Genomic DNA, 22,901 nt, shown 5'->3' with positions numbered 1-22,901 from the left:
GAGTTAACTCTTCTGTTCTTAATAATGATGATGAGAATACAATAAAATTACATGCTTTTGTAAATAAGGAAACTTCCTTACTAGATAGATTTTTCAATACATCTAATGTCCTTAAAGATATTGATGAAGGCTTTTTTATTTCCTCAGCAAGAAGTTTTCCCCATATAATTTGAGCTTCTGTACTACTTATCATTGATGCCTCATTTCTCCACCTATTAAAGAAATCAATGGAGATATCTGATTCTATACTTGCTTCTTCTTCATCTAGAGTATTTGCCGCATGCTCTACACAACTAAGAAAATTTTTAGTCTCTTCAAGAGATTTCTTATTATGTACTATGTTTTCAACTGATAATGAATGAGATTCATCATCGTAAGTAGCTTTGCCTCGCTCTATTAACTCTAATTCTATTTTGGACTGAGCCTCAATTAAAAGTATTTTTCTTTTTTGTTTAGCGTATTTTACACCAAAAACAAGCTCAAAAAGTTTGTTTAGCCCGCTAGGTGTTGATTCTATTATAGGGGTCAAGTCGGCTTTAACTTCCGCTTTAATATTATTCTCACTCATATCTGTGATCTTTTTGTAATATCCCACATTCATTAAGAAGCATCAGTTAATGATGTGATGAAGCTAATTTTTATAGATTATAGCTTAAAAGGGTAGGGTTGTTTAGAGATGGTTGTCTTTGTTTAATATCGTTCAGATTATTGTATATCACGTGGTATATCACAAATAACAAAAAAGCACTCCTTGTAAAACAAGAAGTGCCTTTAAAAACAAAGCATTAACTGACTAGGATTAGTTCATGCCGTATTTTTTCAGTTTCTTACGCAGAGTTCCGCGGTTGATACCCATCATCAGGGCTGCACGGGTCTGATTTCCACGGGTATATTGCATAACCATGTCCAACAAAGGCTGTTCTACCTCAGCCAATACCAGCTCATATAAATCATTAACATCTTGATTATTTAATTGAGCAAAATAGTTCTTCAGTGCTTGCTTAACTGAGTCACGTAACGGTTTTTGAGTTACTTGATCTTGTGAATTTACAGTTGCAACGGTTAGTACGTCAGAATTTACGCGTTGTTCGAACATAGTTCTGTCAGCTCTTATCTTTTATTTACGCAAAAATTTTCAAAAAATGCTTCCAACACCTCCAGCTGTTCGCTGGCATCCTCAATGGCGTTGAAGGAGCGCCGAAACTGGTCATCAGGTGCATGCTCTTGTAAATACCAAGAAACATGTTTGCGCGCTATACGGGCTCCCTTGCCTTGACCATAAAAGTCGTGCAGTTCCCGTACATGCCCTAGCATAATGCTTTTCACTTCTGCCATTGGCATCGGTGGCAATATCTCACCTGTGTCCAGATAATGTTGGATTTCCCGAAAGATCCAAGGTCTTCCCTGAGCTGCTCTGCCTACCATCAAGGCATCCGCCCCTGTGTAGTCTAAAACAGCCCTGGCTTTTAGCGGGTCAGTAATGTCGCCATTGGCAATAACCGGAATGGAAACAGTCTGCTTAACTGCCCGAATGTTGTCATACTCAGCTTCGCCGTTGAACAGACAGGCTCTGGTTCTGCCATGAATGGTCAAGGCTTGAATACCACAATCTTCGGCCAATTGGGCAATCTCTATGCAGTTACGCTCTTCAGGTGACCAGCCTGTGCGGATTTTTAGTGTGACTGGCACATCCACAGCGTTTACAACGGTTTCTAGGATTGATTTCACAATCTCCGGATAACGTAGCAAGGCTGAGCCTGCAAGCTTACGATTCACTTTCTTAGCTGGACAGCCCATATTGATATCAATGATTTGAGCGCCGCTCTCAACGTTAATTTGAGCTGCTGCGGCCATTTCATCGGGATCATTGCCAGCTATTTGAACAGAACGCACCCCGAGTTCATCGCGGTGAACCATCCTGAGTCTCGACTTATCTGTCTTCCAAACTTGTGGGTTGGAAGAAAGCATCTCCGATACTGTCATTCCAGCACCCATTGCATAACACAGAGACCTAAACGGCTTATCTGTGATGCCTGCCATGGGGGCAGCAATAAGACAGTTTCTCAACTGATATTGTCCGATTCGCATAACTAAATGGGGGCCATACTGTGACTGCAAGGGCGCGTATATTACGCATTTTTTACGAGATATGAAAGGACAAACTTTGAGCAAACGGTTATTTATCACTAACTTTTTTATCTTGCTTTTTAAGAAATAATAAAATTAGTGTTATTTAACAGGTTGTTAGGTGTTTTTTAACAACGAGCACTAAAAATAACGATTACAGAGAATATCCGAGACTCATCTCTCGAGCAGAACAGATTATCACCAGCTATTGAGCAATATTTGAGCTGTAAGATAATCCATTCTGCAATTAATTTCAAAGAAATTATTCTTCAATTTTTACCGCAAACCCATTAAAAATGCTTGACACCAGTGATTCGGCACCATTCATCTTTCTCTGCAACTGGGTCAATATTGAAGTCTGCACGATACGCGTCAGCCACGCTTTCAGCTTGACTCGCTAACACGCCAGAGAGACCTAAATGACCCCCGACTCGAGGTAATACACTGATCATTGGTGCAAGCTCACGTAATGGACCTGCAAGGATGTTAGCAACGACGACATCTGCTTGAAGGTCTTGGGGTTGGTCTTTCGGTAAATAGAGCGACAAACGCTCTGAGACGCCGTTACGCTCTGCATTATCGCGGCTAGCAAGGATAGCTTGTGGATCGATGTCGATCCCAATAGCGTGTGCGGCACCTAATTTCAATGCAGCAATAGCTAAGATCCCAGATCCGCAACCGAAGTCGATTACTGTTTTACCTTCAAGATCTAATCCGTCTAGCCACTCTAAGCATAAAGAGGTTGTTGGGTGGGTGCCCGTACCGAATGCCAATCCTGGATCTAACATAACATTCACCGCGGTTGGATCGGGCACATCACGCCAGCTTGGGCAGATCCACAAGCGTTGACCGAAACGCATTGGGTGGAAGTTATCCATCCATTCACGTTCCCAATCTTTGTCTTCAATTTGTTCGATTTTATGAACAAAGCCAGGTGCTAACAGTGGGCTATTTTCTAACTGGGCGATCACCAGTTTCATGTCAGTTTCAGCGTCATACAAGCCAATGACGTCAGTATCTCCCCAAAGGCGAGTTTCCCCCGGCAGTGGTTCGAAAACAGGGGTATCATGGCTATCTTGAAATGTGACAGAGACTGATCCCGTTTCCATTAATTCATCGCCAAGCGCTTCTGCATCTTTTGCGTTTGAGTTTAGTCTGATTTGTATCCAAGGCATTGTTTTTTCTCTTCTAGGATGCTCTTCATTCTTCACGCTATAGCGTTGTTGGCTGCGTTCGCTAACCCTAGTCACATACTTGTGTATGCTCCTAGGGATTAGCTCGTTTGCCGCCTAGCTATGACGCGAATTATTTAGAGCACTAAAATGGTTTGCTATGTTTCACATCAATATTGAGAGCATTGCATTTGTTCATTTACATTAGGTAAAGCCAAAATCAATGAGTGCTAGTTACCTGTTCGTTTGGTGCCGATTGTACTGGATTTTTGCCAAAAAGATTACCGATCAAAAAGGCAATTAAGCTGAGGATCAGCGATGGGACAATCGCGTGAAAGCCCATAATTTCAATCTTAAATGACGCAAAAATAGCGTAACAGACTCCACCCACAATCATTCCACTTAGCGCCCCAGTACCATTGGCTTTTTCCCAATAAAGTCCAAGAACCAGCGGCCACAGGAATACGGCCTCTAACCCACCAAAAGCTAGCAAGTTCAACCAGATAATCATTTGTGGAGGGTTCCACGCAGCAATCAATAATAGCGCGCCTAAAATTAACGTTGAGAAGCTGGAAATGCGCGCCAGTTTTTTCTCATTTTTAATTTGTTCAGGTGCGGCGTTAAGGTAGATATCTTTCACGATCGTCGCCGAAGATTGTAGTAACTGGGCGTTAATGGTGGACATAATTGCGGCCATTGGTGCTGCTAGGAAAATCCCCGCGGCAAATGGCGGAAGAACCTGAACCATCAAGGTTGGGATCACTTGGTCTGGAATGGTTAAATCCGGCAGTATGGCACGCCCTAAGGCGCCCGCGAAGTGCATACCAAACATCAAGATTGCCATCACAATGGTACCGAGAATAATACCTTTATGGACGGCTTTGCTGTCTTTGTAGGAAATACAACGCACTGCGGTATGCGGTAATCCGATAACCCCAAAACAGACTAACACCCAGAATGAGGCCATAAATGGCCCGCTTAGGATATCGTTCGCACCTTCAGGGGAGACTAATTTCGGGTCGATGGCGTGCATTTTTTCTACAGCGGCTGGTAAACCACCTGCATGGTAAATAATGGCAACGAGCAAAATAACGGTGCCAAGCAACATAACCAGCCCTTGCAAGGCATCGTTAAGGACGCTCGCCCGAAAACCACCGATAGCGGTATACAGTGCGATAGAGACACCAAAAATGAGTAGTCCGTATGTGTAGGGAATGCCTGCCGCAGTTTCAAGTAATCGTGCACCGCCGATAAATTGCACGGTCATTGCGCCAAAGAACGCGACTAATAAACTGACACTTGCAAACCAAACTAAAAAACGGCTTTGGTAGCGGGCGTACAGCATGTCGTTAAGAGTAACGGCATTATAGCGTCGTGCGAGGATTGCGAATTTTTTGCCAAGTACACCCAAAGATAGCCAAATGGCAGGCAGTTGGATCATGGCAAGGAGTACCCAGCCTAATCCATATTTGTAGGCGGCACCGGGACCACCGATGAAGGAGCTGGCGCTGATGTAGGTTGCGGTGATGGTCATGGCTAAAACAAAGCCGCCCATCGAGCGATTACCGAGGAAATACTCGTTAAGAAACTCGCCTTTCGTGCGTTTTTTATAAGCATAGAGCGAAAGGAGAAAAACGAGGAGCAGATAGCCAACTAGGGGCAGAAGTACTTCAGTCTGCATCTTTCTCCTCCAACGAGATATCTTTGAATACGAGTTTAACCATCATGATGCATAGCAAAATAAAGATGATAGGGAGAGTCAGACATGACCATTCAAACCATAACGGTAATCCGGTAACACCAAGTGTGTTACTGGGTAGATAAGCACAAAGTACCCAACCTATCATGTAGGCAATAGTCAGATATAGCGCCCAACGAGCTTCCCTGTTTGATTGAAGAAAACGTTTGTCCATCCGCTTTTCCTCCTCATGTTGACAAAAATAATCGGGGATTGTACGACAATCTGAAGGGGGAGTGTGAAAAATAGCGTAATAAAACCGATAATCCCGCCATTTATAGGCAAAAAAATACCGGAAATTGGCTTTCCGGTATTTGTTTTTAATGATGAAAATGTCGATTATTCAGGGGATTATTCTTGAATACCGAGTTTTTTCTCCAAATAGTGGATGTTGGTTCCACCTTTGGCAAAGTTTTCATCATTCATGATCATCTGTTGTAATTCGATGTTGGTTTTAATCCCATCGATGATCAGTTCGTTCAGCGCGTTCTTCATACGAGCAATCGCGATGTCACGAGTTTCACCGTAAGTGATTAATTTACCAATCATTGAGTCATAGAACGGAGGAACAGAGTAGCCTGCGTAAATATGAGATTCCCAACGAACACCGAAGCCACCCGGAGAGTGGAAACGCGTGATTTTACCTGGGCTAGGCAGGAATGTGTGCGGGTCTTCTGCGTTGATACGACACTCAATCGCATGACCGTGAACATTGATCTGATCCTGAGTCACAGATAATGGTAAACCAGAAGCTACACGCAGCTGTTCTTTGATTAAGTCAACGCCGGTGATCATTTCGGTCACTGGGTGCTCAACCTGAATACGGGTGTTCATTTCGATGAAATAGAATTCGCCGTTTTCAAATAAGAACTCAAAAGTACCTGCGCCACGATAACCGATTTCAATACACGCATTTGCACAGCGTTCACCGATATGACGGCGAATTTCAGGGGTAATTCCTGGCGCTGGTGCTTCTTCAACCACTTTTTGGTGGCGGCGTTGCATTGAACAGTCACGTTCTGCTAAATAAATAGCATGACCCTGACCATCTGCCATCACTTGGATTTCAACGTGACGAGGGTTTTCAAGGAATTTCTCCATGTAAACCATATCGTTGTTGAATGCAGCTTTTGCTTCTGCTCGGGTCAGGTTAATGGAAGATTCTAAATCTTTTTCATTACGGACCACTCGCATACCACGACCACCACCACCACCAGATGCTTTGATGATAACTGGGAAGCCGATGCGTTTAGCAATTGCTTTGTTCTTTTCAGTATCGTTGCCTAATGGACCATCAGAACCCGGTACACAAGGAACGCCTGCTTTTTTCATCGCGCTAATCGCAGAAACCTTGTCACCCATTAGGCGGATGGTTTCAGCTTTTGGCCCGATAAAAATGAAGCCTGATTGTTCTACTTGCTCTGCAAAGTCAGCGTTTTCAGACAGGAAACCGTAGCCTGGGTGAATCGCTTGTGCGCCTGTGATTTCAGCCGCAGCAATGATCGCAGGGATGTTCAAGTAGCTTTTTGCCGATGCGGCAGGACCAATACAAATAGTTTCGTCTGCCAGCAATACGTGTTTTAAATCTCTATCTGCCGTGGAGTGAACCGCAACAGTTTTGATGCCGAGTTCTTTACATGCACGCAGAATACGCAGTGCAATTTCTCCACGGTTTGCGATAACAATTTTTTCCAGCATGGAAACGCCTCGTTATTCGATGACAACTAATGGCTCGTCAAATTCTATTGCATCACCGTTTTGCAACAAAATAGCTTTAACAACACCAGCTTTATCTGCTTCAATTTGGTTCATCATTTTCATCGCTTCAACGATGCAAAGAGGATCGCCAACTTTGACTGTTTGACCAACTTCAACAAATGGTTTTGCTTCTGGGCTTGGTGAGCGGTAGAAGGTACCAACCATTGGTGAGCGAACTTGGTGACCAGAAACTGCCGCAGGTGCTGCTGGAGCTGCTGCTTCTTGTGCTGGAGCAACCGCGTTAGCTAATGCAGGTTGTTGAGCAACTGGTGCTGAGTAGAACTGTTGAGGTGCAGCCATCATTTGAGATGCTGGTGATACACGACTGATACGTACTGACTCTTCACCTTCAGAAATTTCCAGTTCAGAAATGCCAGACTCTTCAACAAGCTCGATCAGCTTTTTAATTTTACGAATATCCATGGATATGATTCCGTACTCTTATAATTGGATTGAATTAATTAGTTGCACACGGTTTACCGCGGCTTGTAATGCAAAACTGTAACCCTCAGCACCAAGACCACAAATAACTCCACTGGATATATCGGAGAAATAGGAGTGATGGCGAAAGGATTCTCTAGCATAAATATTAGACAAGTGGATCTCAATAAATGGGATACTCACCGCTAATAGCGCATCACGCAGAGCAACACTTGTATGCGTGAATGCGGCCGGGTTGATTAGGATATAATCAACATTACCTTGTGCTGCATGAATTCTATCGATAAGTTCATGCTCTGCATTTGACTGAAAATGGCTCAGTTTCACCCCTAGCTTTTCTGCTTCTTGCATCAGGTTCGATACAATGTCAGAAAGCGACCGCGCTCCATATTTCTCAGGTTCTCTAGAACCTAGCATATTTAAGTTCGGTCCGTTAAGGAGCAAAATATGAGTATCTTCTGTCATTGTGTTGCTAACTCCGACAATATGTCAATAATCCGACAACATAACGCGATGTTGACGGTTTGTCATCTTTTATCATAAAAATAAATAGATTTTTGACTGACAAGGAAGAGCATTATAATTATTTCGTCGCATATAGCAGCAAAATACTGGTCTTATCAGAGAAATTACCCGAATTTATTTTAGAAATTGTGCCGTAATCCACATTGTGGCAGCACAATGATGGATATTGATGATTTAATTTTGAAGGTTTACTAGGGTACGCCCAGTGACTTCATTTTTTAAGAGTTTTTTTGCATATTCCACACACTCTTCTAAGGATATCTCTCTGCTGACTTGTCCATAAAACGTGTCAGGCAAGAGTTGTGCTAATCGTTCCCACACTTTTGAGCGTTTAGCTGCAGGGTAGTAAACCGAATCGACTCCTTGTAGACGAACATTGCGTAAAATGAATGGCATAACGGTTGTTGGTAGAGTGAATCCGCCAGCAAGTCCACATGCTGCTACAGCTCCATTATAGTTCACTTGTGCTAAAATATTGGCGAGCACGTCACCACCAACGGTGTCGATTGCACCCGCCCAACGTTGTTTATCTAATGGCTTCGCGGGATGCGTAAATTCACTGCGTGGAAGCACACTTTTTGCGCCAATTTGCAGCAAATAGTCATGATTTTCTTCTCGCCCCGAAATAGCGACAACGTGGTAGCCTAATAAAGACAGTAGTTGAGTGGCAATACTTCCGACTCCACCACTGGCACCACTGACCAGAATGTCGCCACTTTCAGGGGTAATGCCTGCCTCTTCAAGCGCGTTGACACAGAGCATCGCGGTAAATCCTGCGGTACCAATAACCATGGCGTGTTTCAGTGATAATGATTCAGGAAGAGGCGTTAAATAATCAGCGGGAACTTTTGCTTGGGTGGCAAGTCCCCCCCAATGGGTTTCTCCCACTCCCCAGCCGGTGAGTAAAACATGTTGACCAATATGGAAACGGGGATCTTCACTGTGATGAACAATGCCTGAAAAATCAATACCTGGGACCATGGGATATTGACGGACAACCCCCGCCTTTCCATTAATTGCGAGCGCATCTTTATAGTTAATTGTCGACCAGTGAATATCGATGATGACATCACCCTTAGGTAGTGACTCTGGAGAAACTTGATGAATTTCAGGAACGATTTTATCGTCTTGTTGCTGTAAAACGAGCGCTTTCATGACCCACCCCTAATTTATGATTAAATAAGTGTTTTTTTAATTTACACATAGGTAAAATCGTTTTCATTGACACCAGAATGGTTTTCACACTATTACTTATGTAATTAATTTGTAAAAATGCATTTTTTTCTGGCATAACTAGGCTTTTATCATGCAAAATGTCCTACTCTGACTAATACATCAGCGTATCGACATCGTTATAGCTTAATTTTAAGTTGATAATAGAATTAGCGACATTTAAGTTCACTTATTTTGTTGTTAAAAAGCTAGATGTATAGCAATAATTAAAATATAAAAATTTTATTTGAACTTGTAGACGTAATCGCTTGTCACACTGGGAAGAACGCAAAGATGGAGTATATAACAACCAGAAGGTTGTCCATTTTTTGTGCGCAAATGATGAACAGATTCATGTGCGTATGAATTAAGGGTAATTTTCGGGGTTTTTATCTGCTTCGTTTTGTTATAGAAGCATGTACGATTTTAGTATGTGAAAATAGATGAATTAACCATATTTATGAAGTGATTGATTTACGCCTTGAGGCAGCTTCAAGTGGTTGGTAGAGTAGACGGGTTTTTATTCGTCCCCAGCTTGCAGGATAATCCTTTCGTTATGTTTAAAAAATTTCGTGGCATGTTTTCTAATGACCTGTCGATTGACTTGGGTACGGCCAATACCCTCATTTATGTCAAAGGACAAGGCGTCAAATTAAATGAACCCTCTGTAGTTGCAATTCGTCAGGATCGCGCAGGCTCGCCAAAAAGCGTCGCGGCGGTTGGTGGTGAAGCAAAACAGATGCTGGGGCGTACACCGGGTAACATTTCTGCAATTCGACCAATGAAAGATGGTGTTATTGCTGACTTTTTCTTAACTGAAAAAATGTTACAACACTTTATTAAGCAAGTTCACAGTAACAGCTTCTTGCGTCCAAGCCCTCGCGTTTTAGTCTGTGTCCCTGTTGGTGCAACTCAAGTTGAGCGTAAAGCTATCCGTGAATCTGCATTAAGCGCAGGCGCACGTGAAGTATTTTTAATTGAAGAGCCTATGGCTGCGGCAATCGGTGCGGGTTTACCTGTCTCTGAAGCAACGGGTTCGATGGTTGTCGATATCGGTGGTGGCACCACTGAAGTGGCTGTTATCTCCCTGAACGGTGTTGTTTACTCTTCTTCTGTACGTATTGGTGGTGACCGTTTTGACGAGTCAATTATCAACTATGTACGCCGTAATTATGGTTCCTTAATTGGTGAAGCAACGGCTGAGCGCATTAAGCATGGTATCGGCTCTGCTTTCCCAACAGATGAAGTTTATGAAATTGAAGTGCGTGGTCGTAACTTGGCAGAAGGTGTGCCACGCGGATTTAAAATGAACTCCAACGAAATTTTAGAAGCATTACAAGAGCCTTTAACAGGTATTGTTAGCGCGGTAATGTTAGCGTTAGAACAGTGCCCACCAGAATTAGCGTCTGATATTTCAGAGCGCGGTATGGTATTAACAGGCGGTGGTGCTCTCCTGCGTAATTTAGATCGTTTATTAATGGAAGAGACTGGCATTCCGGTCATCGTTGCTGAAGATCCTTTAACCTGCGTTGCTCGTGGTGGCGGTAAAGCGTTAGAGATGATTGACATGCACGGTGGTGACCTGTTTAGCGAAGACTAAATCACGCCATAAGCAACTGGGGTTTTAGCTCCAGTTGCTTTGACTATTTTTTTATTCTCCGACCATTAGCGAAACTTAGCCATACATGAAGCCAATTTTTAGGCGAGGTCCTTCCCTACAGTTACGCATTTTTATTGCAGTGATAATTGCATTGGTGCTGGTGGTGATTGACCATCGTTTCGAGCCTTTCAATAAAATCCGTAATTATTTAGACACGGCGGTTAGCCCATTCTATTTTTTAGCTAACGGACCTCGTCAGTTCCTCGATAATATCTCTGAAACCCTTTCAACGCGGGATCAACTCCAATTTGAGAATAAAGCCCTGCGCCAAGAGATATTGTTAAAAAAAGCAGATAACTTACTGCTTGAGCAGCTGAAACAAGAAAACGCCCGTCTGCGAGAGCTTTTAGGTTCCCCATTACGCCAAGACGAACACATGATGGTAACGCAGGTTATCTCAGGTGCGAACACACCTTATCGTGATCAAGTGGTCATTGATAAAGGAAGTAATGATGGTGTCTATGAAGGTCAGCCTGTCATTAGTGATAAAGGTGTGGTTGGGCAAGTGGTGGGAATCAGCAACTTTAATAGCCGTGTTTTATTAATTTGCGATACCGCTCATGCGTTACCGGTGCAAGTTTTACGTAATGATATTCGCGTTATCGCTGCCGGTTCTGGTTGTGCGGATGATTTACAGTTAGAGCCATTACCCGGAAATACAGATATTCGCGTTGGCGATGTACTAGTGACATCGGGGCTTGGCGGGCGATTCCCTGAAGGGTATCCCGTTGCGGTGGTTTCTGCGGTGAAGCATGATACTCAGCGTGCATATACCATCATTTCAGCTAGACCAAGCGCAGAATTACAGCGTCTACGCTATTTACTCCTATTGTGGGGTAATGAAAATGATCCTAAAACTGCGTTACAGCCATCTGATGTTTACCGAGCGGCGAATGAGCGTTTAATGAAAGTGTTGCCGCAGGTGTTACCAACGCCGAGTGAAATTCAAGGACCGCCATTGCCATCGTCCATGCAACCAGAACAAACTCAGCCACAGCCATAAGATTGGATGAGAGAGACTGTATGATGAAGATGGGAGGGGATCATAATGGATGAGTACCGTGGTAATGGGCGCATCATTATTTGGTTATCTTTTTTTATCGCATTGATTTTACAGGTCATGCCTTGGCCTGAACAATTGGCGTTTTATCGACCAACATGGTTGCTGTTGATTTTGATTTACTGGGTGATGGCATTACCACACCGAGTCAGTGTTGGCACTAGCTTTCTCTTAGGGATTATCGTCGATTCTATTCAAGGCTCGGCACTGGGCGTTCATGCCTTATCATTCAGCATCATTTGTTATCTCGTGGCTTATAAGCACCAACTCCTGCGTAATATGGCACTTTGGCAGCAATCCTTGATTATTGTTGCGCTAACGGTGGTGCAAGATCTTGCTGTTTTCTGGGCTGAATTCCTTTCCTCGCAAGTCTTATTCCACCCCCAAGTATTCTGGAATAGTTTGGTGAATGGTATTCTGTGGCCGTGGCTATTTTTACTGTTACGAAAGATTCGCCGTCAATTTTCAGTATGTTAAGATTATGGCTGTTAATAATAACGGGAATAACAATTTATGAGCTTAATTTATCTTGCATCAGGTTCACCGAGACGACGTGAATTAGTCCAACTCTTAGGTTATTCCTTTGAAATTTTGCGTCCAGAAGTGGAAGAAAAATGGCAAGAAGGGGAGTCGCCTCAAGCCTATGTGCAGCGCTTGGCGCGAGATAAATCACGAGCAGGTGTGGCTATTGCACCCGCGAATCACCCTGTTCTTGGCGCAGATACGATAGTGGTTCTCGAGGGTAAAATATTGGAAAAACCACGAGACGCTGCCCATGCTCAGCAAATCCTTAGTGACCTTTCAGGTAAAACACATCAGGTAATGACCGCCATTGCGGTGTCGAATACGGATGAGACGTTAACCTCATTGATTACGACAGATGTGACATTCCGCGAGTTATCTTTGCTGGAAATACAGGATTATATACAATCGGGTGAGCCGATGGATAAAGCGGGCGCTTACGGTATCCAAGGTTTGGGTGGGCGTTTTATCCGACGTATCAATGGTAGCTACCATGCGGTAGTGGGCTTACCATTGGTCGAAACAGAAGAATTAATACAACGATTTTTAGCGTTAGGTGATGGTAAGGGGAATTCATGACTACGGAACTATTAGTAAACGTAACACCATCTGAAACGCGCGTCGCTTACATTGATGGTGGGATCTTACAAGAAATACATGTCGAACGAGAGGCGAAAAGAGGACTGGTAGGGAATATTTACAAAGGTCGCGTGAGCCGCGTTTTACCCGGTATGCAGGCGGCCTTTGTTGATATTGGCCTTGATAAAGCAGCCTTTTTACACGCCTCTGACATTATGCCTCACACTGAATGTATCGCAGGTGATGAGCAAAAAAATTTCCATGTGAGAGACATTGCCGAACTGGTAAAACAAGGGCAAGACCTAATCGTTCAAGTTGTTAAAGACCCGCTAGGCACAAAAGGCGCGCGTCTGACTACGGATATTACTTTACCTTCTCGCTACTTAGTTTTTATGCCGGGAGCTTCTCATGTAGGTGTTTCTCAACGTATTGATAGTGAAGAAGAAAGAGAGCGCTTAAAAGAGTGTGTTGCTCAATATTGTGACGAAAACGGTGGGTTTATCATTCGCACCGCCGCAGAAGGTGTGGCAGAAGAGGATGTTAAACAAGATGCCGCATTTTTAAAGCGCTTATGGGCGAAAGTGATTGAACGTAAAAAGCGTAATGTCACACGCACTAAAATCTACGGCGAGCTTTCACTGGCTTACCGAATTATTCGTGATTTTGCGGGAGCATCATTAGACCGTATTCGTGTCGATTCTCGTTTGACTTACTCTCAGCTTGAAGAGTTTATTGCGGAATACGTGCCAGAAATGACGGCAAAACTTGAGCTCTACCAAGGGAATCAGCCCATTTTTGATCTATTCGATGTGGAAAATGAAATCCAGCGGGCGATGGACAGAAAGGTTGAGTTAAAATCAGGGGGATACCTGATTATCGACCAAACTGAGGCGATGACCACCATTGATATCAATACTGGGGCGTTTGTTGGTCACCGTAATTTAGAAGAAACTATCTTTAATACCAACGTCGAAGCCACCCAAGCCATTGCGCGTCAATTACGATTAAGAAACCTCGGTGGCATTATTATCATCGATTTTATTGATATGTCTGATGCGGAGCATCGCCGTCGCGTGCTTGCGTCGCTTGAGCAAGCACTGAGTAAAGATAAAGTAAAAACCACCATTAATGGCTTCTCTCAGCTAGGATTAGTGGAGATGACGCGTAAAAGAACCCGTGAAAGTTTGGAGCATGTCCTGTGTGATACTTGCCCAACTTGCCAAGGTCGTGGCACGGTAAAATCCGTTGAAACGGTGTGCTATGAAATTTTACGTGAAATTGTCAGAGTTCATCGGACAATTGATGCAGATAGATTCTTAGTTTACGCTTCACAAGCCGTGGTAGATGTGCTGACAGGAGATGAATCTCACGCATTAGCGGAAGTTGAAATCTTTGTAGGGAAACAAGTTAAAGTGCAGACTGAGCCGTTATATAGCCAAGAACGCTTTGATGTCGTCATGATGTAGCATTTTGCTTGAAGGAGAAACTGGTGAAACGACTGCCACGCGTAGTTCTCGTGACAACCGCTGCTGTATTGTTGCTGTGTGCGTTGGTACTCACCAGTTTACGTTTTCTATTACCTAATATTGATAATTATCGCCAAGAAATTATCACTTATGTTGAAAATCACCACGATATCTCACTGAACATCGGTAAAATCGAAGGGGCTTGGCGCTATTATGGTCCAGAGCTCATCATTTCTGATGTCGCCATTGAAAATCCGATAACAGATATTCAAGTCAACAAAGTCACCATTGAGTTAGATATTTGGAATTCCTTATTATCTCTGCGGTGGCGTTTTCGTGATCTGACTTTTTATCAACTCAATGTGAATTATAAAGTTCCGCTCAGCTTTGATGGCTCAGAAGAAACCGCCAGCTATGATGGTGTGGATGATCTCTTCTTACGGCAATTTGACCACTTTATTTTAAAAGACAGTCAGTTGACCTTCTTAACGCCATCAGACCAAACAATGACGTTACTGTTGCCGGAACTCTCTTGGCTAAATCAAGATACCCGCCATCGAGCTCAGGGCTTTGTGAGTCTTGAGACGCTAAATAAACAAAATAGTTATCTACAAGTAAAGTTGGATGTGTCGGATAAAAACGGCGTGCTCAGCGATGGAATTTTCTATGTGCAGGCTGATAACATTGATATGCAGCCTTGGCTCAGTAAATGGTTACGCGATAACACGGGGTTACGCGACGCCAACTTTAGTTTGTCTTCATGGATCTCTCTCAAGAATAATCGTATTGATAACGGCCTTATTCAGCTGCGCCAAGGTGAAGCGAACTGGGGGGAAGATACCCTTGCTCAAAACCTGCAAGTGAATGATTTGCTAGTTCGTATGAAGCGCCAAGGTAACGGCTGGCTGTTCAATATCCCAGAGCTCGATACATTGAAAACTAATGAGTATATCTGGCCTCAAGGTAGTGTTTCAGTCTTGTATTTACCCTCATCTGCAAAATATCAAAATAAAGATCATTGGCGCATTCGAGCAAAAAATATTGAATTAGAACGCTTGAGTGAAGTGTTACCGACATTCTCATTTGTAACCCCCGAATTGGTTCAAGATTGGCAGCATCGTCAGCCGACGGGGTTAGTCACAGAATTTGCTTTAGACTTTACGCAAGATACGGAAGAACATACGCAGATCAGTATGGATTGGCAGGATGTTAGCTGGAAAAAATGGAAAGAACTGCCATCCGTTAACCATTTTTCGGGCGTGCTAGTTGGGGGTGACCAAGAAGGTATTCTCTCGTTTATGCTCAAAGATAGCACGGTGGATTACCGTGATGAATTTAAAGCCCCCTTTGAAATTGACCGCGCTAACGGTAAATTAAATTGGGTCAACAACAGTAGCGAATTCAAATTGTGGAGCTCAGGCATTGATTTACAAGCCAAAGCGGTCAGGGCAAATGGTGACTTTAGCTATGCGAAAGCGAAGCAGCATGATATTGCCGATTTAGCTATTTTGGCGGGGATCAGTACCGATAATGCAGGAGAAGCTTGGCGCTATTTCCCACAAAAATTGATGGGGCAAGCGCTGGCAGATTACCTCACAAAAGCGATTATTGCGGGGCATGTAGATAATGCAACGTTAGTCTATAAAGGCGACCCAGCCCATTACCCTTACTATAAAAATGATGGGCAATTCCAAGTCTACGTACCGTTACGTGATGGCACATTCGAATACGATGACCAATGGCCAGCCTTACTGGATTTAAACATCGACTTAGACTTTAGCCGAGCCAGTTTGGCGATGCATGCTGATTCGGTGAAGTTAGGGGATGCAACGGCAGAAAATCTCGATGCCGTGATCCATGACTATTTTGATGAAATGTTGTATATCGATGCCGGTGTTAGTGGTACGGGCAAGCAAATTCAACAATATTTTACCCAGACACCGTTAAAGAATTCCCTTGGCGGTACCCTTGATGAGCTACAAATTGATGGCACGGTAACGGGAAAACTGAATCTCGCTATCCCATTATCAGCAGGGAAAGACGTGGTGGCAAAAGGGCAAGTTAATCTCAACAAGAATACTATTTTTGTCCGTCCTATCGACAGTACCCTACATGGACTTACAGGAAGTTTTAAGTTCACCAATGGGGATTTAGTGAGTGATAACATCACAGGTCAATGGTTAGGGCAGCCTGTTTCTTTGGATTTCACGACACTGACGGGACCAAAAGATTATTTGGTGGATATTAATTTAGGCGGAAATTGGGAATTGAATCAAATTCCAATGTTGCCAAATGATATTAAAGGAAAAGTGTCAGGTTTGAGTGATTGGAAAAGCCAAATTCATATCACGTTGCCTGAATCATCGAAGCAAGCAACAGGGCTGCAGATTGATATTACAGCGGGGCTCAATAAGTTAAAAAGCCAATTACCGGCGCTGGATACGGCATTACTGCAACAGCTCAGTAAAATAAATGTTCAAGCGAAAGGCACTACAGCGCAGTTGACCGTCAGTGGTGATATTGGTCAGCGCCTTGGATTTAATTCTCAGTGGTTGCTATCGAGTACGCCCTTACAACTGCAAAAAGCCCATATCGCACCATGGAGTAATCAGCCGCCAATATTACCAAATGGTTCATCAATCTTAGTGGACTTGCCTGCGGTAGAGGATGTGAATTGGGAAAAACTGGCAAGTGGATTTTTATCTTCGCCGGCTAGCTCACATGTGGGGGTAATTAGTTACCCTGACACGCTTGAAGTTAAAGTCCCCTCGGTTTATCTGGCAGGACAACACTGGAAAGACTTAAGTTTTTCCTACGACCTGTACCGTGATGAGCAGCAAATCAATGTTGATAGCACCAATTTAAAAGGACAATTACAGATATGGAAGCAGCGGCCATGGGCGCTGAATATTGAATATCTGTATTACAACCCTGAAGGTTCATTGACGCCAACTGAAGCGAGTTTAAAATCGGAGACATTTGATTTCAGCCAATGGCCTAGAGTGAATATTCACTGTGCGGAATGCTGGGTGAGTGGGCAAAAATTGGGTGAAATTACGGCAAAAATTACCCCCGAAGGACAGCATACTTTGAAATTAACCGCAGGTTCACTGAAAAACAGTGCCAGTGAGTTAAAGCTGGATGCGCTATGGCACAGTAATAACGGAAATAAAACGGAGATAGCGGGTTCATTAACGGGAGAAGCTTTTGATGAAACCGCCGCTTATTTTGGTGTCTTAGTGCCTATTATTGATTCCCCGTATTCCATTGAATTTGACCTTAACTGGGGGCTCGTGCCTTGGGAACCTGATTTAGCCACGCTCAATGGTAAAATGTCGATGAACCTAGGTAAAGGCGCCATCGCTCATATGGGAGGCGGTCGTGCTGGGCAGCTGTTACGTTTAGTCAGTTTTGATGCATTATTGCGTAAACTTCAATTAGACTTCCGCGATACGTTTAGTAATGACTTTAACTTTGACTCAATCAAAGGCGATGCGGTGATTAATCAAGGTATTCTAACCTCGAAGAACCTCAATATTGACGGACTCGTCGCAGATATTGCCTTGAATGGGGAAATTGACCTCGTTAAACGCCAAATTAATGCCGAAGCGGTTATTACCCCGGAAATATCTGCTACAGTAGGTGTAGCCACCGCATTTGTGATTAACCCATTTGCGGGAGCGGCAGTATTTGCCGCATCGAAAGTCCTTGGTCCGTTGTGGAGTAAAATTTCGGTTATTCGTTATCGCGTGAGCGGCAGTTTAGATGAACCGAAAATTGATGAAGTACTACGTCAGCTTAAGGAGACTCAAGAGTAATGAAAACGGGTAATGTTGCACTTTTGCAGTTATGTAGCGGTAAGAATACTAAACACAACTTGGCACAGATCGAGCAGCAAATTAAACAGTTGCCTGATACCGTGCAGTTAGTACTTACTCCTGAAAATGCATTACTATTTGCTGATGCTGCAACCTATCGTAAACAGGCTGAAGCAGAAGGAACTGGCCCATTACAAGACGCAATCCGCGCAATGGCTATCCGCTACAATGTGTGGATCCTCATTGGATCAATGCCATTGATTAGTCGTGAAGATCCTGAACGTATTACAAGCAGCAGCTTACTGTTTGATGCGAAAGGTAATATTACTGCGCGTTACGATAAAATTCATATGTTCGACGTGAACATTGAAGATGAACAAGGCGAGTATAACGAATCCGTTATTTATCAACGCGGTGAGTATCTTACCGTGGTTGATACCCCTGTTGGTCGCTTAGGGCTGACCATTTGTTATGATTTACGTTTTCCAGGCTTATTCCAAGCCTTGCGTGAACAAGGTGCTGAAATTATTTCGGTACCTGCGGCATTCACTCGTTACACTGGGCAAGCGCACTGGGAGCCACTGTTAAGAGCGCGTGCGATTGAAAACCAGTGCTACGTTTTAGCACCTGCACAAGTTGGTGTACACGGTACTCGCCGAACATGGGGACACACTTTAGCCGTTGATGGCTGGGGTAAGGTCATGAAAAAGAATGTTGATGCCGTTTCCGCGTTGGTGGTGAATGTCCAAACAGACAGCTTAAATGTGATGCGTGAACAGATCCGAGTGGTAAAACATAACCGCTTTAGACCACAACTGACATCATTGATTAAAAAACAAACCAAATAAGAGTAATGAATATGAGTTTAGCTTCTGTCAGCGAACATTTGCTGGCTGCCAACGGTCTTAGTCAAGATAATCTGTATGATATTTTAGGGCTGCTATCTGAGCGCCGTGTTGATTATGGGGATCTCTTCTTTCAGTCTAGCTACCATGAGTCATGGGTTTTAGAAGACCGAATTATTAAAGATGGCTCCTACAATATTGACCAAGGAGTTGGGGTTCGTGCAATTACGGGAGAAAAAACAGGTTTTGCATACGCAGACCAAATTTCTCTGTTAGCGCTGACGCAGAGTGCGACCGCTGCCCGTAGTATCGTGACTGAACAAGGCTCTGGTAAGTCACAAATTTTAACGAACGTTGACTACAAAAAACTCTATTCAGACGCGGACCCTCTGCGTAGTTTACCGCGCGAACAGAAAATTGAATTACTGCATCGCGTTGACCAAGTAGCTCGTGCGGAAGACCCGCGCGTGATTGAAGTCAATGCGAGTCTGACAGGGGTATATGAACAAGTGCTGGTCGCTGCCACTGATGGCACATTAGCGGTGGATATTCGCCCATTAGTGCGTCTTTCGGTGAGTGTTCTCGTAGAACATGATGGTAAACGTGAGCGCGGAGCAAGCGGTGGCGGTGGTCGTTACGGCTATGAATATTTCCTTGAAATTCATCAAGGGCAAGTGCTCGCGGAACAATATGCTCGTGAAGCGGTGCGCATGGCATTGGTTAATTTATCTGCGATTGCAGCGCCAGCGGGTATGATGCCTGTGGTGTTAGGCGCTGGCTGGCCTGGCGTTCTACTTCATGAAGCGGTAGGTCATGGTCTAGAAGGCGACTTTAACCGTCGTGGAACCTCTGTTTTCTCTGGAAAAATGGGCGAGCAAGTTGCCTCTTCACTATGTACCGTGGTGGATGATGGGACGATTGCTGGACGTCGAGGCTCATTGGCGATTGATGATGAAGGTGTTCCGGGTCAATACAATGTGCTCATTGAGAACGGAATCTTGCGTAATTATATTCAAGATAAACATAATGCCCGTTTGATGGGCGTGGCGCCAACCGGTAATGCGCGCCGTGAATCTTACGCGCATTTACCTATGCCACGTATGACAAACACCTATATGTTAGCGGGTGAGTCTACACCAGAAGAGATTATTGCCAGTGTGGAAAAAGGTCTGTATGCACCGAATTTCGGTGGTGGTCAGGTGGATATCACGTCAGGTAAATTTGTCTTTTCAACCTCAGAAGCTTACTTAATTGAAAATGGTAAAATTACATCTCCAGTAAAAGGGGCCACCTTGATTGGCTCTGGAGTAGAGGCGATGCAGCAAATTTCCATGGTAGGTAATGACCTTGCACTGGATAAAGGTGTGGGCGTTTGTGGCAAAGAAGGGCAAAGCGTGCCAGTAGGTGTTGGTCAACCGACGCTGAAACTCGATAAAATGACCGTGGGTGGCACCGCGTAATCACACGCAAGAGAGTCTTTTTTTATTCGCCCTAGTTACGGATGTGACTGGGGCGATTGTTTATCAACACAGCAAAAATAATTGAGGCGTTATGAACAAACGTATTATTTCTTTGGTGTTAATGGCGATTTTGATTGCAATTAGCCTCTATTTTAAAGGCGGTGAGCAGACTGCGACAGAGCCTTCTATCCCTTCAACACCACCAACAACACAATCAATTCCACCTTCTCGAGAAGCGATAACGCCACAGGAAACACCAAAAACCATTGACCAATTAACGGCTCAAAATAATGTGGTGAGTTTTATGGAGAAATACCAGAAACTCCCCGCATTTTATATGACCAAAAAACAGGCAAGAGAAGCCGGGTGGGATGCTAAAAAAGGTAATCTATGTGAAGTATTACCCGGTAGAGCGATTGGCGGCGATCGTTTTTCCAACCGTGAAAAAGGGTTACCGATTGCAGAAGGGCGTCAATGGTTTGAAGCGGACATCAATTACCGTTGTGGGCATCGTGGCGCAGACCGTTTGCTCTATTCCTCTGATGGGATGATTTTCGTGAGCACGGATCACTATAAAACGTTCCAGCAAGTTAAATAATAGGGGACAGCGATGAACAAGACCGTCGTTTTTGATTTTCGTGAAATAGATAGCCTTGAGGCATTTTATCAGCAATTTCAGCAACAGTTCTCGCTTCCGAAATGGTTTGGTCACAATCTCGATGCTTTATGGGATGTGATTACGGGCGAAATTGAGTTACCCGTTACTCTGGTTTTTAGTCACCTTAAACTTCCTCAGCGTACGCAATTCTCAGCGATCATTGATTTAATGAATGAAGCTGAAACCGAGCTTGATGAAGCATTTATTTTTCTCATAGACATCACTAATAATGAGAATGATGCATCCCGAACCACATGCTAAATTTGGCGAATGGTTCTACGTTGAGCCATTTTTTGACGGTTATTTATATTGAGGGTGATTAAGTGGAAGGTAAAAAAGTTATTGTGATTCATGGTTATACCGCATCTCCGGATAATCATTGGTTTAATTGGTTAAAGGATGAATTGGAAGCTCTAGGAGCAATCGTTGATATTCCCGCCATGCCGGAGTCCGATTCACCGGATCCGCAAAAATGGGAGCAATGTTTACTCGATGCGAACATCCAGTTTGATGAAAATACTATCTTAGTCGGACACAGTTTAGGGTGTATCACGGCATTACGTTTTCTAGAGAACCATGCCCCAGAAGGTGCAAAAATTGGAGGGTATGTGCTTGTGTCTGGGTTTGATCGTACTTTGGACTCGATGCCTGACTTGGCGGCTCACACTCAGTTTTCATTAGATTATAGTAAGCTGATAGGGATGAGTGACAAACGCGCGTCAATTGTTTCTTCCAATGACTGGGCAGTTGATTCAGCGACGTCAATCGAGCTGGCTAAATCGTTACAAACCTCTATTACGGTGGTTGAAAATGCAGGGCATTTCCTTGATAGAGAAGGTTTTACGCGACTGCCTGCTTTACTGAGTCTGTTAAAGTTTTGGTACTAGAAAACACCCTGTTTTTTGTGTTATAGGGGGATAGCGCCGTGTTTGTAATGAATTTTTTGGTCGCGTGATTTGTTAATACGACCATTGGCTCGACGCCAAGCTCTATTTCGGGGGTTATCCATATTTGCCCTATTCATTTATCGTGGCTCAGCAGCCGCGATAATGCGGGTCAAAATATGATGGTGATGATGATAGTGTTATTTTAGATGGCGAGCAATAACGGGGTATTTTTTAAGAAAACTCCCCTAAGCCATTGCTAGCTAAGGGGAACAGGTCACTAGTGACTATCAGAAAGCTCTTTCAGATATTGGAAAATCTGACGGAATGCTTTTGGTGGTTTATTTCCATCACGCTCTTTCTTCGCATTACGTACCAATGCACGCAGTTGTTGGCGATCAGTTTGTGGGAATAAAGCGACCACTTCTTCGATGACTTCATCACCATCCGCTAATAAGCGATTACGCAGATCTTCCAGCTTGTGTAAGATCACAACCTGTTGGTTATGGCGGTTTTTCAGCTTATCAAGTGCTTCGGTGATCGGCTCAACTTCACGGGAACGTAACAGTTTACCGATAAGTTGTAATTGACGACGACGGCCTTCCCGCTTAATTTTTTGTGCTAATTCGATAGCTTCAAGTAATTGCGTGTCTAATGGGATGCGCTCAAGCTCGCTTTTACTTAAATCAACAAGTTCTGCCCCCAATTTTTTGAGGATCTCGGCATCGCGTTTAATTTCGCTTTTGCTGACCCAAATAATCTCATCGTCCTCATCATCTTGGGGCGCTGGGATATCATCCAGCCAATCTTCAGGCTGTTTGGCCATAGGGATTTTCCTTTTTACTAAACGCCGTCGTGTAATTACGAGTAATTAGCATGATTTACGGCGTTGTGAGTGTTAACATTTATAGATTAACTCTATTGTAACTGGGAAAACCCCCTTATGACTACCTGACATTGATATGTCGAGGTAGAA

22 protein-coding genes are annotated in these 22,901 nt (G+C 43.7%); 11 read left to right on the top strand and 11 right to left on the bottom strand.

All coding sequences use genetic code 11. The features are described from left to right. From PSF16_RS08335 to acuI, 10 genes are all read right to left on the bottom strand, one after another. On the bottom strand, positions 1-568 hold a 568-nt coding region (locus PSF16_RS08335), incomplete at its 3' end, for a DUF2806 domain-containing protein (RefSeq protein WP_272689100.1). Positions 569-799: 231 nt separating this feature from the next. Next, positions 800-1,096, bottom strand: coding sequence for a DNA-binding transcriptional regulator Fis (gene fis, locus PSF16_RS08330; RefSeq protein WP_004258438.1), 297 nt, complete (start codon positions 1,094-1,096; stop codon positions 800-802). Positions 1,097-1,110: 14 nt separating this feature from the next. After that, a complete protein-coding gene (gene dusB / locus PSF16_RS08325; RefSeq protein ID WP_006659064.1) occupies positions 1,111-2,088 on the bottom strand; it encodes a tRNA dihydrouridine synthase DusB in 978 nt (325 codons plus the stop codon). Positions 2,089-2,417: 329 nt separating this feature from the next. Beyond that, the gene (prmA, locus tag PSF16_RS08320) at positions 2,418-3,302 is read right to left on the bottom strand and encodes a 50S ribosomal protein L11 methyltransferase (protein WP_006662894.1); all 885 of its coding nucleotides are present in this window, start codon (positions 3,300-3,302) and stop codon (positions 2,418-2,420) included. 217 nt (positions 3,303-3,519) lie between these two features. Further along, positions 3,520-4,980 (bottom strand): sodium/pantothenate symporter, encoded by a 1,461-nt coding sequence (gene panF / locus PSF16_RS08315; RefSeq protein ID WP_272689099.1) that lies wholly within the window; start codon positions 4,978-4,980, stop codon positions 3,520-3,522. Then, a complete protein-coding gene (locus tag PSF16_RS08310; protein ID WP_272689098.1) occupies positions 4,970-5,212 on the bottom strand; it encodes a YhdT family protein in 243 nt (80 codons plus the stop codon). The genes panF and PSF16_RS08310 overlap by 11 nt, the downstream gene beginning before the upstream one ends. Positions 5,213-5,388: 176 nt before the next feature. After that, complete coding sequence (gene accC / locus PSF16_RS08305) at positions 5,389-6,735, bottom strand: acetyl-CoA carboxylase biotin carboxylase subunit (RefSeq protein WP_272689097.1); 1,347 nt, start codon at positions 6,733-6,735, stop codon at positions 5,389-5,391. A 12-nt stretch (positions 6,736-6,747) separates the two neighbouring features. Further along, on the bottom strand, positions 6,748-7,218 hold the full coding sequence (accB, locus tag PSF16_RS08300; protein WP_006659070.1) for an acetyl-CoA carboxylase biotin carboxyl carrier protein: 471 nt from the start codon (positions 7,216-7,218) through the stop codon (positions 6,748-6,750). A gap of 18 nt (positions 7,219-7,236) precedes the next feature. Beyond that, positions 7,237-7,701 (bottom strand): type II 3-dehydroquinate dehydratase, encoded by a 465-nt coding sequence (aroQ, locus tag PSF16_RS08295; RefSeq protein ID WP_006659071.1) that lies wholly within the window; start codon positions 7,699-7,701, stop codon positions 7,237-7,239. Positions 7,702-7,935: 234 nt separating this feature from the next. Then, positions 7,936-8,916 carry an acrylyl-CoA reductase (NADPH) gene (gene acuI, locus PSF16_RS08290; RefSeq protein WP_006659072.1) on the bottom strand — a complete coding sequence of 327 codons (981 nt, stop codon included), beginning with the start codon at positions 8,914-8,916 and terminating at the stop codon, positions 7,936-7,938. Between the two features lie 613 nt (positions 8,917-9,529). Between acuI and PSF16_RS08285 the strand changes: the two genes are divergently transcribed. The 11 genes from PSF16_RS08285 (at position 9,530) to PSF16_RS08235 (ending at position 21,928) form a co-directional block, all read left to right on the top strand. Further along, the gene (locus PSF16_RS08285) at positions 9,530-10,573 is read left to right on the top strand and encodes a rod shape-determining protein (protein ID WP_006662897.1); all 1,044 of its coding nucleotides are present in this window, start codon (positions 9,530-9,532) and stop codon (positions 10,571-10,573) included. A gap of 85 nt (positions 10,574-10,658) precedes the next feature. Beyond that, entirely contained in the window at positions 10,659-11,636 is a 978-nt protein-coding gene (gene mreC, locus PSF16_RS08280; protein WP_006662898.1) for a rod shape-determining protein MreC, read from the top strand. A 45-nt stretch (positions 11,637-11,681) separates the two neighbouring features. Beyond that, complete coding sequence (gene mreD / locus PSF16_RS08275) at positions 11,682-12,170, top strand: rod shape-determining protein MreD (protein WP_006659075.1); 489 nt, start codon at positions 11,682-11,684, stop codon at positions 12,168-12,170. Positions 12,171-12,206: 36 nt separating this feature from the next. Further along, entirely contained in the window at positions 12,207-12,794 is a 588-nt protein-coding gene (locus tag PSF16_RS08270) for a Maf family protein (RefSeq protein ID WP_006662899.1), read from the top strand. Further along, positions 12,791-14,260, top strand: a complete 1,470-nt coding sequence (gene rng / locus PSF16_RS08265; protein ID WP_006659077.1) for a ribonuclease G — start codon at positions 12,791-12,793, stop codon at positions 14,258-14,260. Before PSF16_RS08270 ends, rng begins: the two co-directional genes overlap by 4 nt. Before the next feature lie 23 nt (positions 14,261-14,283). Continuing rightward, entirely contained in the window at positions 14,284-18,078 is a 3,795-nt protein-coding gene (yhdP, locus tag PSF16_RS08260) for an AsmA2 domain-containing protein YhdP (protein WP_272689096.1), read from the top strand. Next, positions 18,078-18,926 carry a deaminated glutathione amidase gene (gene nit1 / locus PSF16_RS08255; protein WP_006659079.1) on the top strand — a complete coding sequence of 283 codons (849 nt, stop codon included), beginning with the start codon at positions 18,078-18,080 and terminating at the stop codon, positions 18,924-18,926. Before yhdP ends, nit1 begins: the two co-directional genes overlap by 1 nt. An 11-nt stretch (positions 18,927-18,937) precedes the next feature. Further along, the gene (gene tldD / locus PSF16_RS08250; protein ID WP_006662901.1) at positions 18,938-20,383 is read left to right on the top strand and encodes a metalloprotease TldD; all 1,446 of its coding nucleotides are present in this window, start codon (positions 18,938-18,940) and stop codon (positions 20,381-20,383) included. A gap of 91 nt (positions 20,384-20,474) precedes the next feature. Then, a complete protein-coding gene (locus PSF16_RS08245) occupies positions 20,475-20,981 on the top strand; it encodes a ribonuclease domain-containing protein (RefSeq protein WP_006659081.1) in 507 nt (168 codons plus the stop codon). Positions 20,982-20,993: 12 nt separating this feature from the next. After that, positions 20,994-21,302, top strand: coding sequence for a barstar family protein (locus PSF16_RS08240; protein WP_006659082.1), 309 nt, complete (start codon positions 20,994-20,996; stop codon positions 21,300-21,302). Between the two features lie 62 nt (positions 21,303-21,364). Then, a complete protein-coding gene (locus PSF16_RS08235) occupies positions 21,365-21,928 on the top strand; it encodes an RBBP9/YdeN family alpha/beta hydrolase (protein WP_272689095.1) in 564 nt (187 codons plus the stop codon). 277 nt (positions 21,929-22,205) lie between these two features. Here PSF16_RS08235 and yjgA read toward each other — a convergent pair whose 3' ends face one another. After that, positions 22,206-22,751 carry a ribosome biogenesis factor YjgA gene (gene yjgA, locus PSF16_RS08230; protein WP_006662904.1) on the bottom strand — a complete coding sequence of 182 codons (546 nt, stop codon included), beginning with the start codon at positions 22,749-22,751 and terminating at the stop codon, positions 22,206-22,208. Between the last annotated feature and the right edge of the window lie 150 nt (positions 22,752-22,901).

The organism is Providencia sp. PROV033, from assembly GCF_028484855.1.
GTDB classification, from domain to species: Bacteria; Pseudomonadota; Gammaproteobacteria; order Enterobacterales; family Enterobacteriaceae; genus Providencia; species Providencia alcalifaciens.
The sequence above is the reverse complement of the archived record's forward strand: the minus strand, read 5'-3'. Positions and strand labels throughout refer to the sequence as shown.

Excerpts from the sequence above, each read along its gene's own strand:
- fis (WP_004258438.1), bottom strand. The coding sequence starts at position 1,096 with ATGTTCGAACAACGCGTAAATTCTGACGTACTAACCGTTGCAACTGTA.
- dusB (WP_006659064.1), bottom strand. The coding sequence starts at position 2,088 with ATGCGAATCGGACAATATCAGTTGAGAAACTGTCTTATTGCTGCCCCC.
- prmA (WP_006662894.1), bottom strand. The coding sequence starts at position 3,302 with ATGCCTTGGATACAAATCAGACTAAACTCAAACGCAAAAGATGCAGAA.
- panF (WP_272689099.1), bottom strand. The coding sequence starts at position 4,980 with ATGCAGACTGAAGTACTTCTGCCCCTAGTTGGCTATCTGCTCCTCGTT.
- PSF16_RS08310 (WP_272689098.1), bottom strand. The coding sequence starts at position 5,212 with ATGGACAAACGTTTTCTTCAATCAAACAGGGAAGCTCGTTGGGCGCTA.
- accC (WP_272689097.1), bottom strand. The coding sequence starts at position 6,735 with ATGCTGGAAAAAATTGTTATCGCAAACCGTGGAGAAATTGCACTGCGT.
- accB (WP_006659070.1), bottom strand. The coding sequence starts at position 7,218 with ATGGATATTCGTAAAATTAAAAAGCTGATCGAGCTTGTTGAAGAGTCT.
- aroQ (WP_006659071.1), bottom strand. The coding sequence starts at position 7,701 with ATGACAGAAGATACTCATATTTTGCTCCTTAACGGACCGAACTTAAAT.
- acuI (WP_006659072.1), bottom strand. The coding sequence starts at position 8,916 with ATGAAAGCGCTCGTTTTACAGCAACAAGACGATAAAATCGTTCCTGAA.
- PSF16_RS08285 (WP_006662897.1), top strand. The coding sequence starts at position 9,530 with ATGTTTAAAAAATTTCGTGGCATGTTTTCTAATGACCTGTCGATTGAC.
- mreC (WP_006662898.1), top strand. The coding sequence starts at position 10,659 with ATGAAGCCAATTTTTAGGCGAGGTCCTTCCCTACAGTTACGCATTTTT.
- mreD (WP_006659075.1), top strand. The coding sequence starts at position 11,682 with ATGGATGAGTACCGTGGTAATGGGCGCATCATTATTTGGTTATCTTTT.
- PSF16_RS08270 (WP_006662899.1), top strand. The coding sequence starts at position 12,207 with ATGAGCTTAATTTATCTTGCATCAGGTTCACCGAGACGACGTGAATTA.
- rng (WP_006659077.1), top strand. The coding sequence starts at position 12,791 with ATGACTACGGAACTATTAGTAAACGTAACACCATCTGAAACGCGCGTC.
- nit1 (WP_006659079.1), top strand. The coding sequence starts at position 18,078 with ATGAAAACGGGTAATGTTGCACTTTTGCAGTTATGTAGCGGTAAGAAT.
- tldD (WP_006662901.1), top strand. The coding sequence starts at position 18,938 with ATGAGTTTAGCTTCTGTCAGCGAACATTTGCTGGCTGCCAACGGTCTT.
- PSF16_RS08245 (WP_006659081.1), top strand. The coding sequence starts at position 20,475 with ATGAACAAACGTATTATTTCTTTGGTGTTAATGGCGATTTTGATTGCA.
- PSF16_RS08240 (WP_006659082.1), top strand. The coding sequence starts at position 20,994 with ATGAACAAGACCGTCGTTTTTGATTTTCGTGAAATAGATAGCCTTGAG.
- yjgA (WP_006662904.1), bottom strand. The coding sequence starts at position 22,751 with ATGGCCAAACAGCCTGAAGATTGGCTGGATGATATCCCAGCGCCCCAA.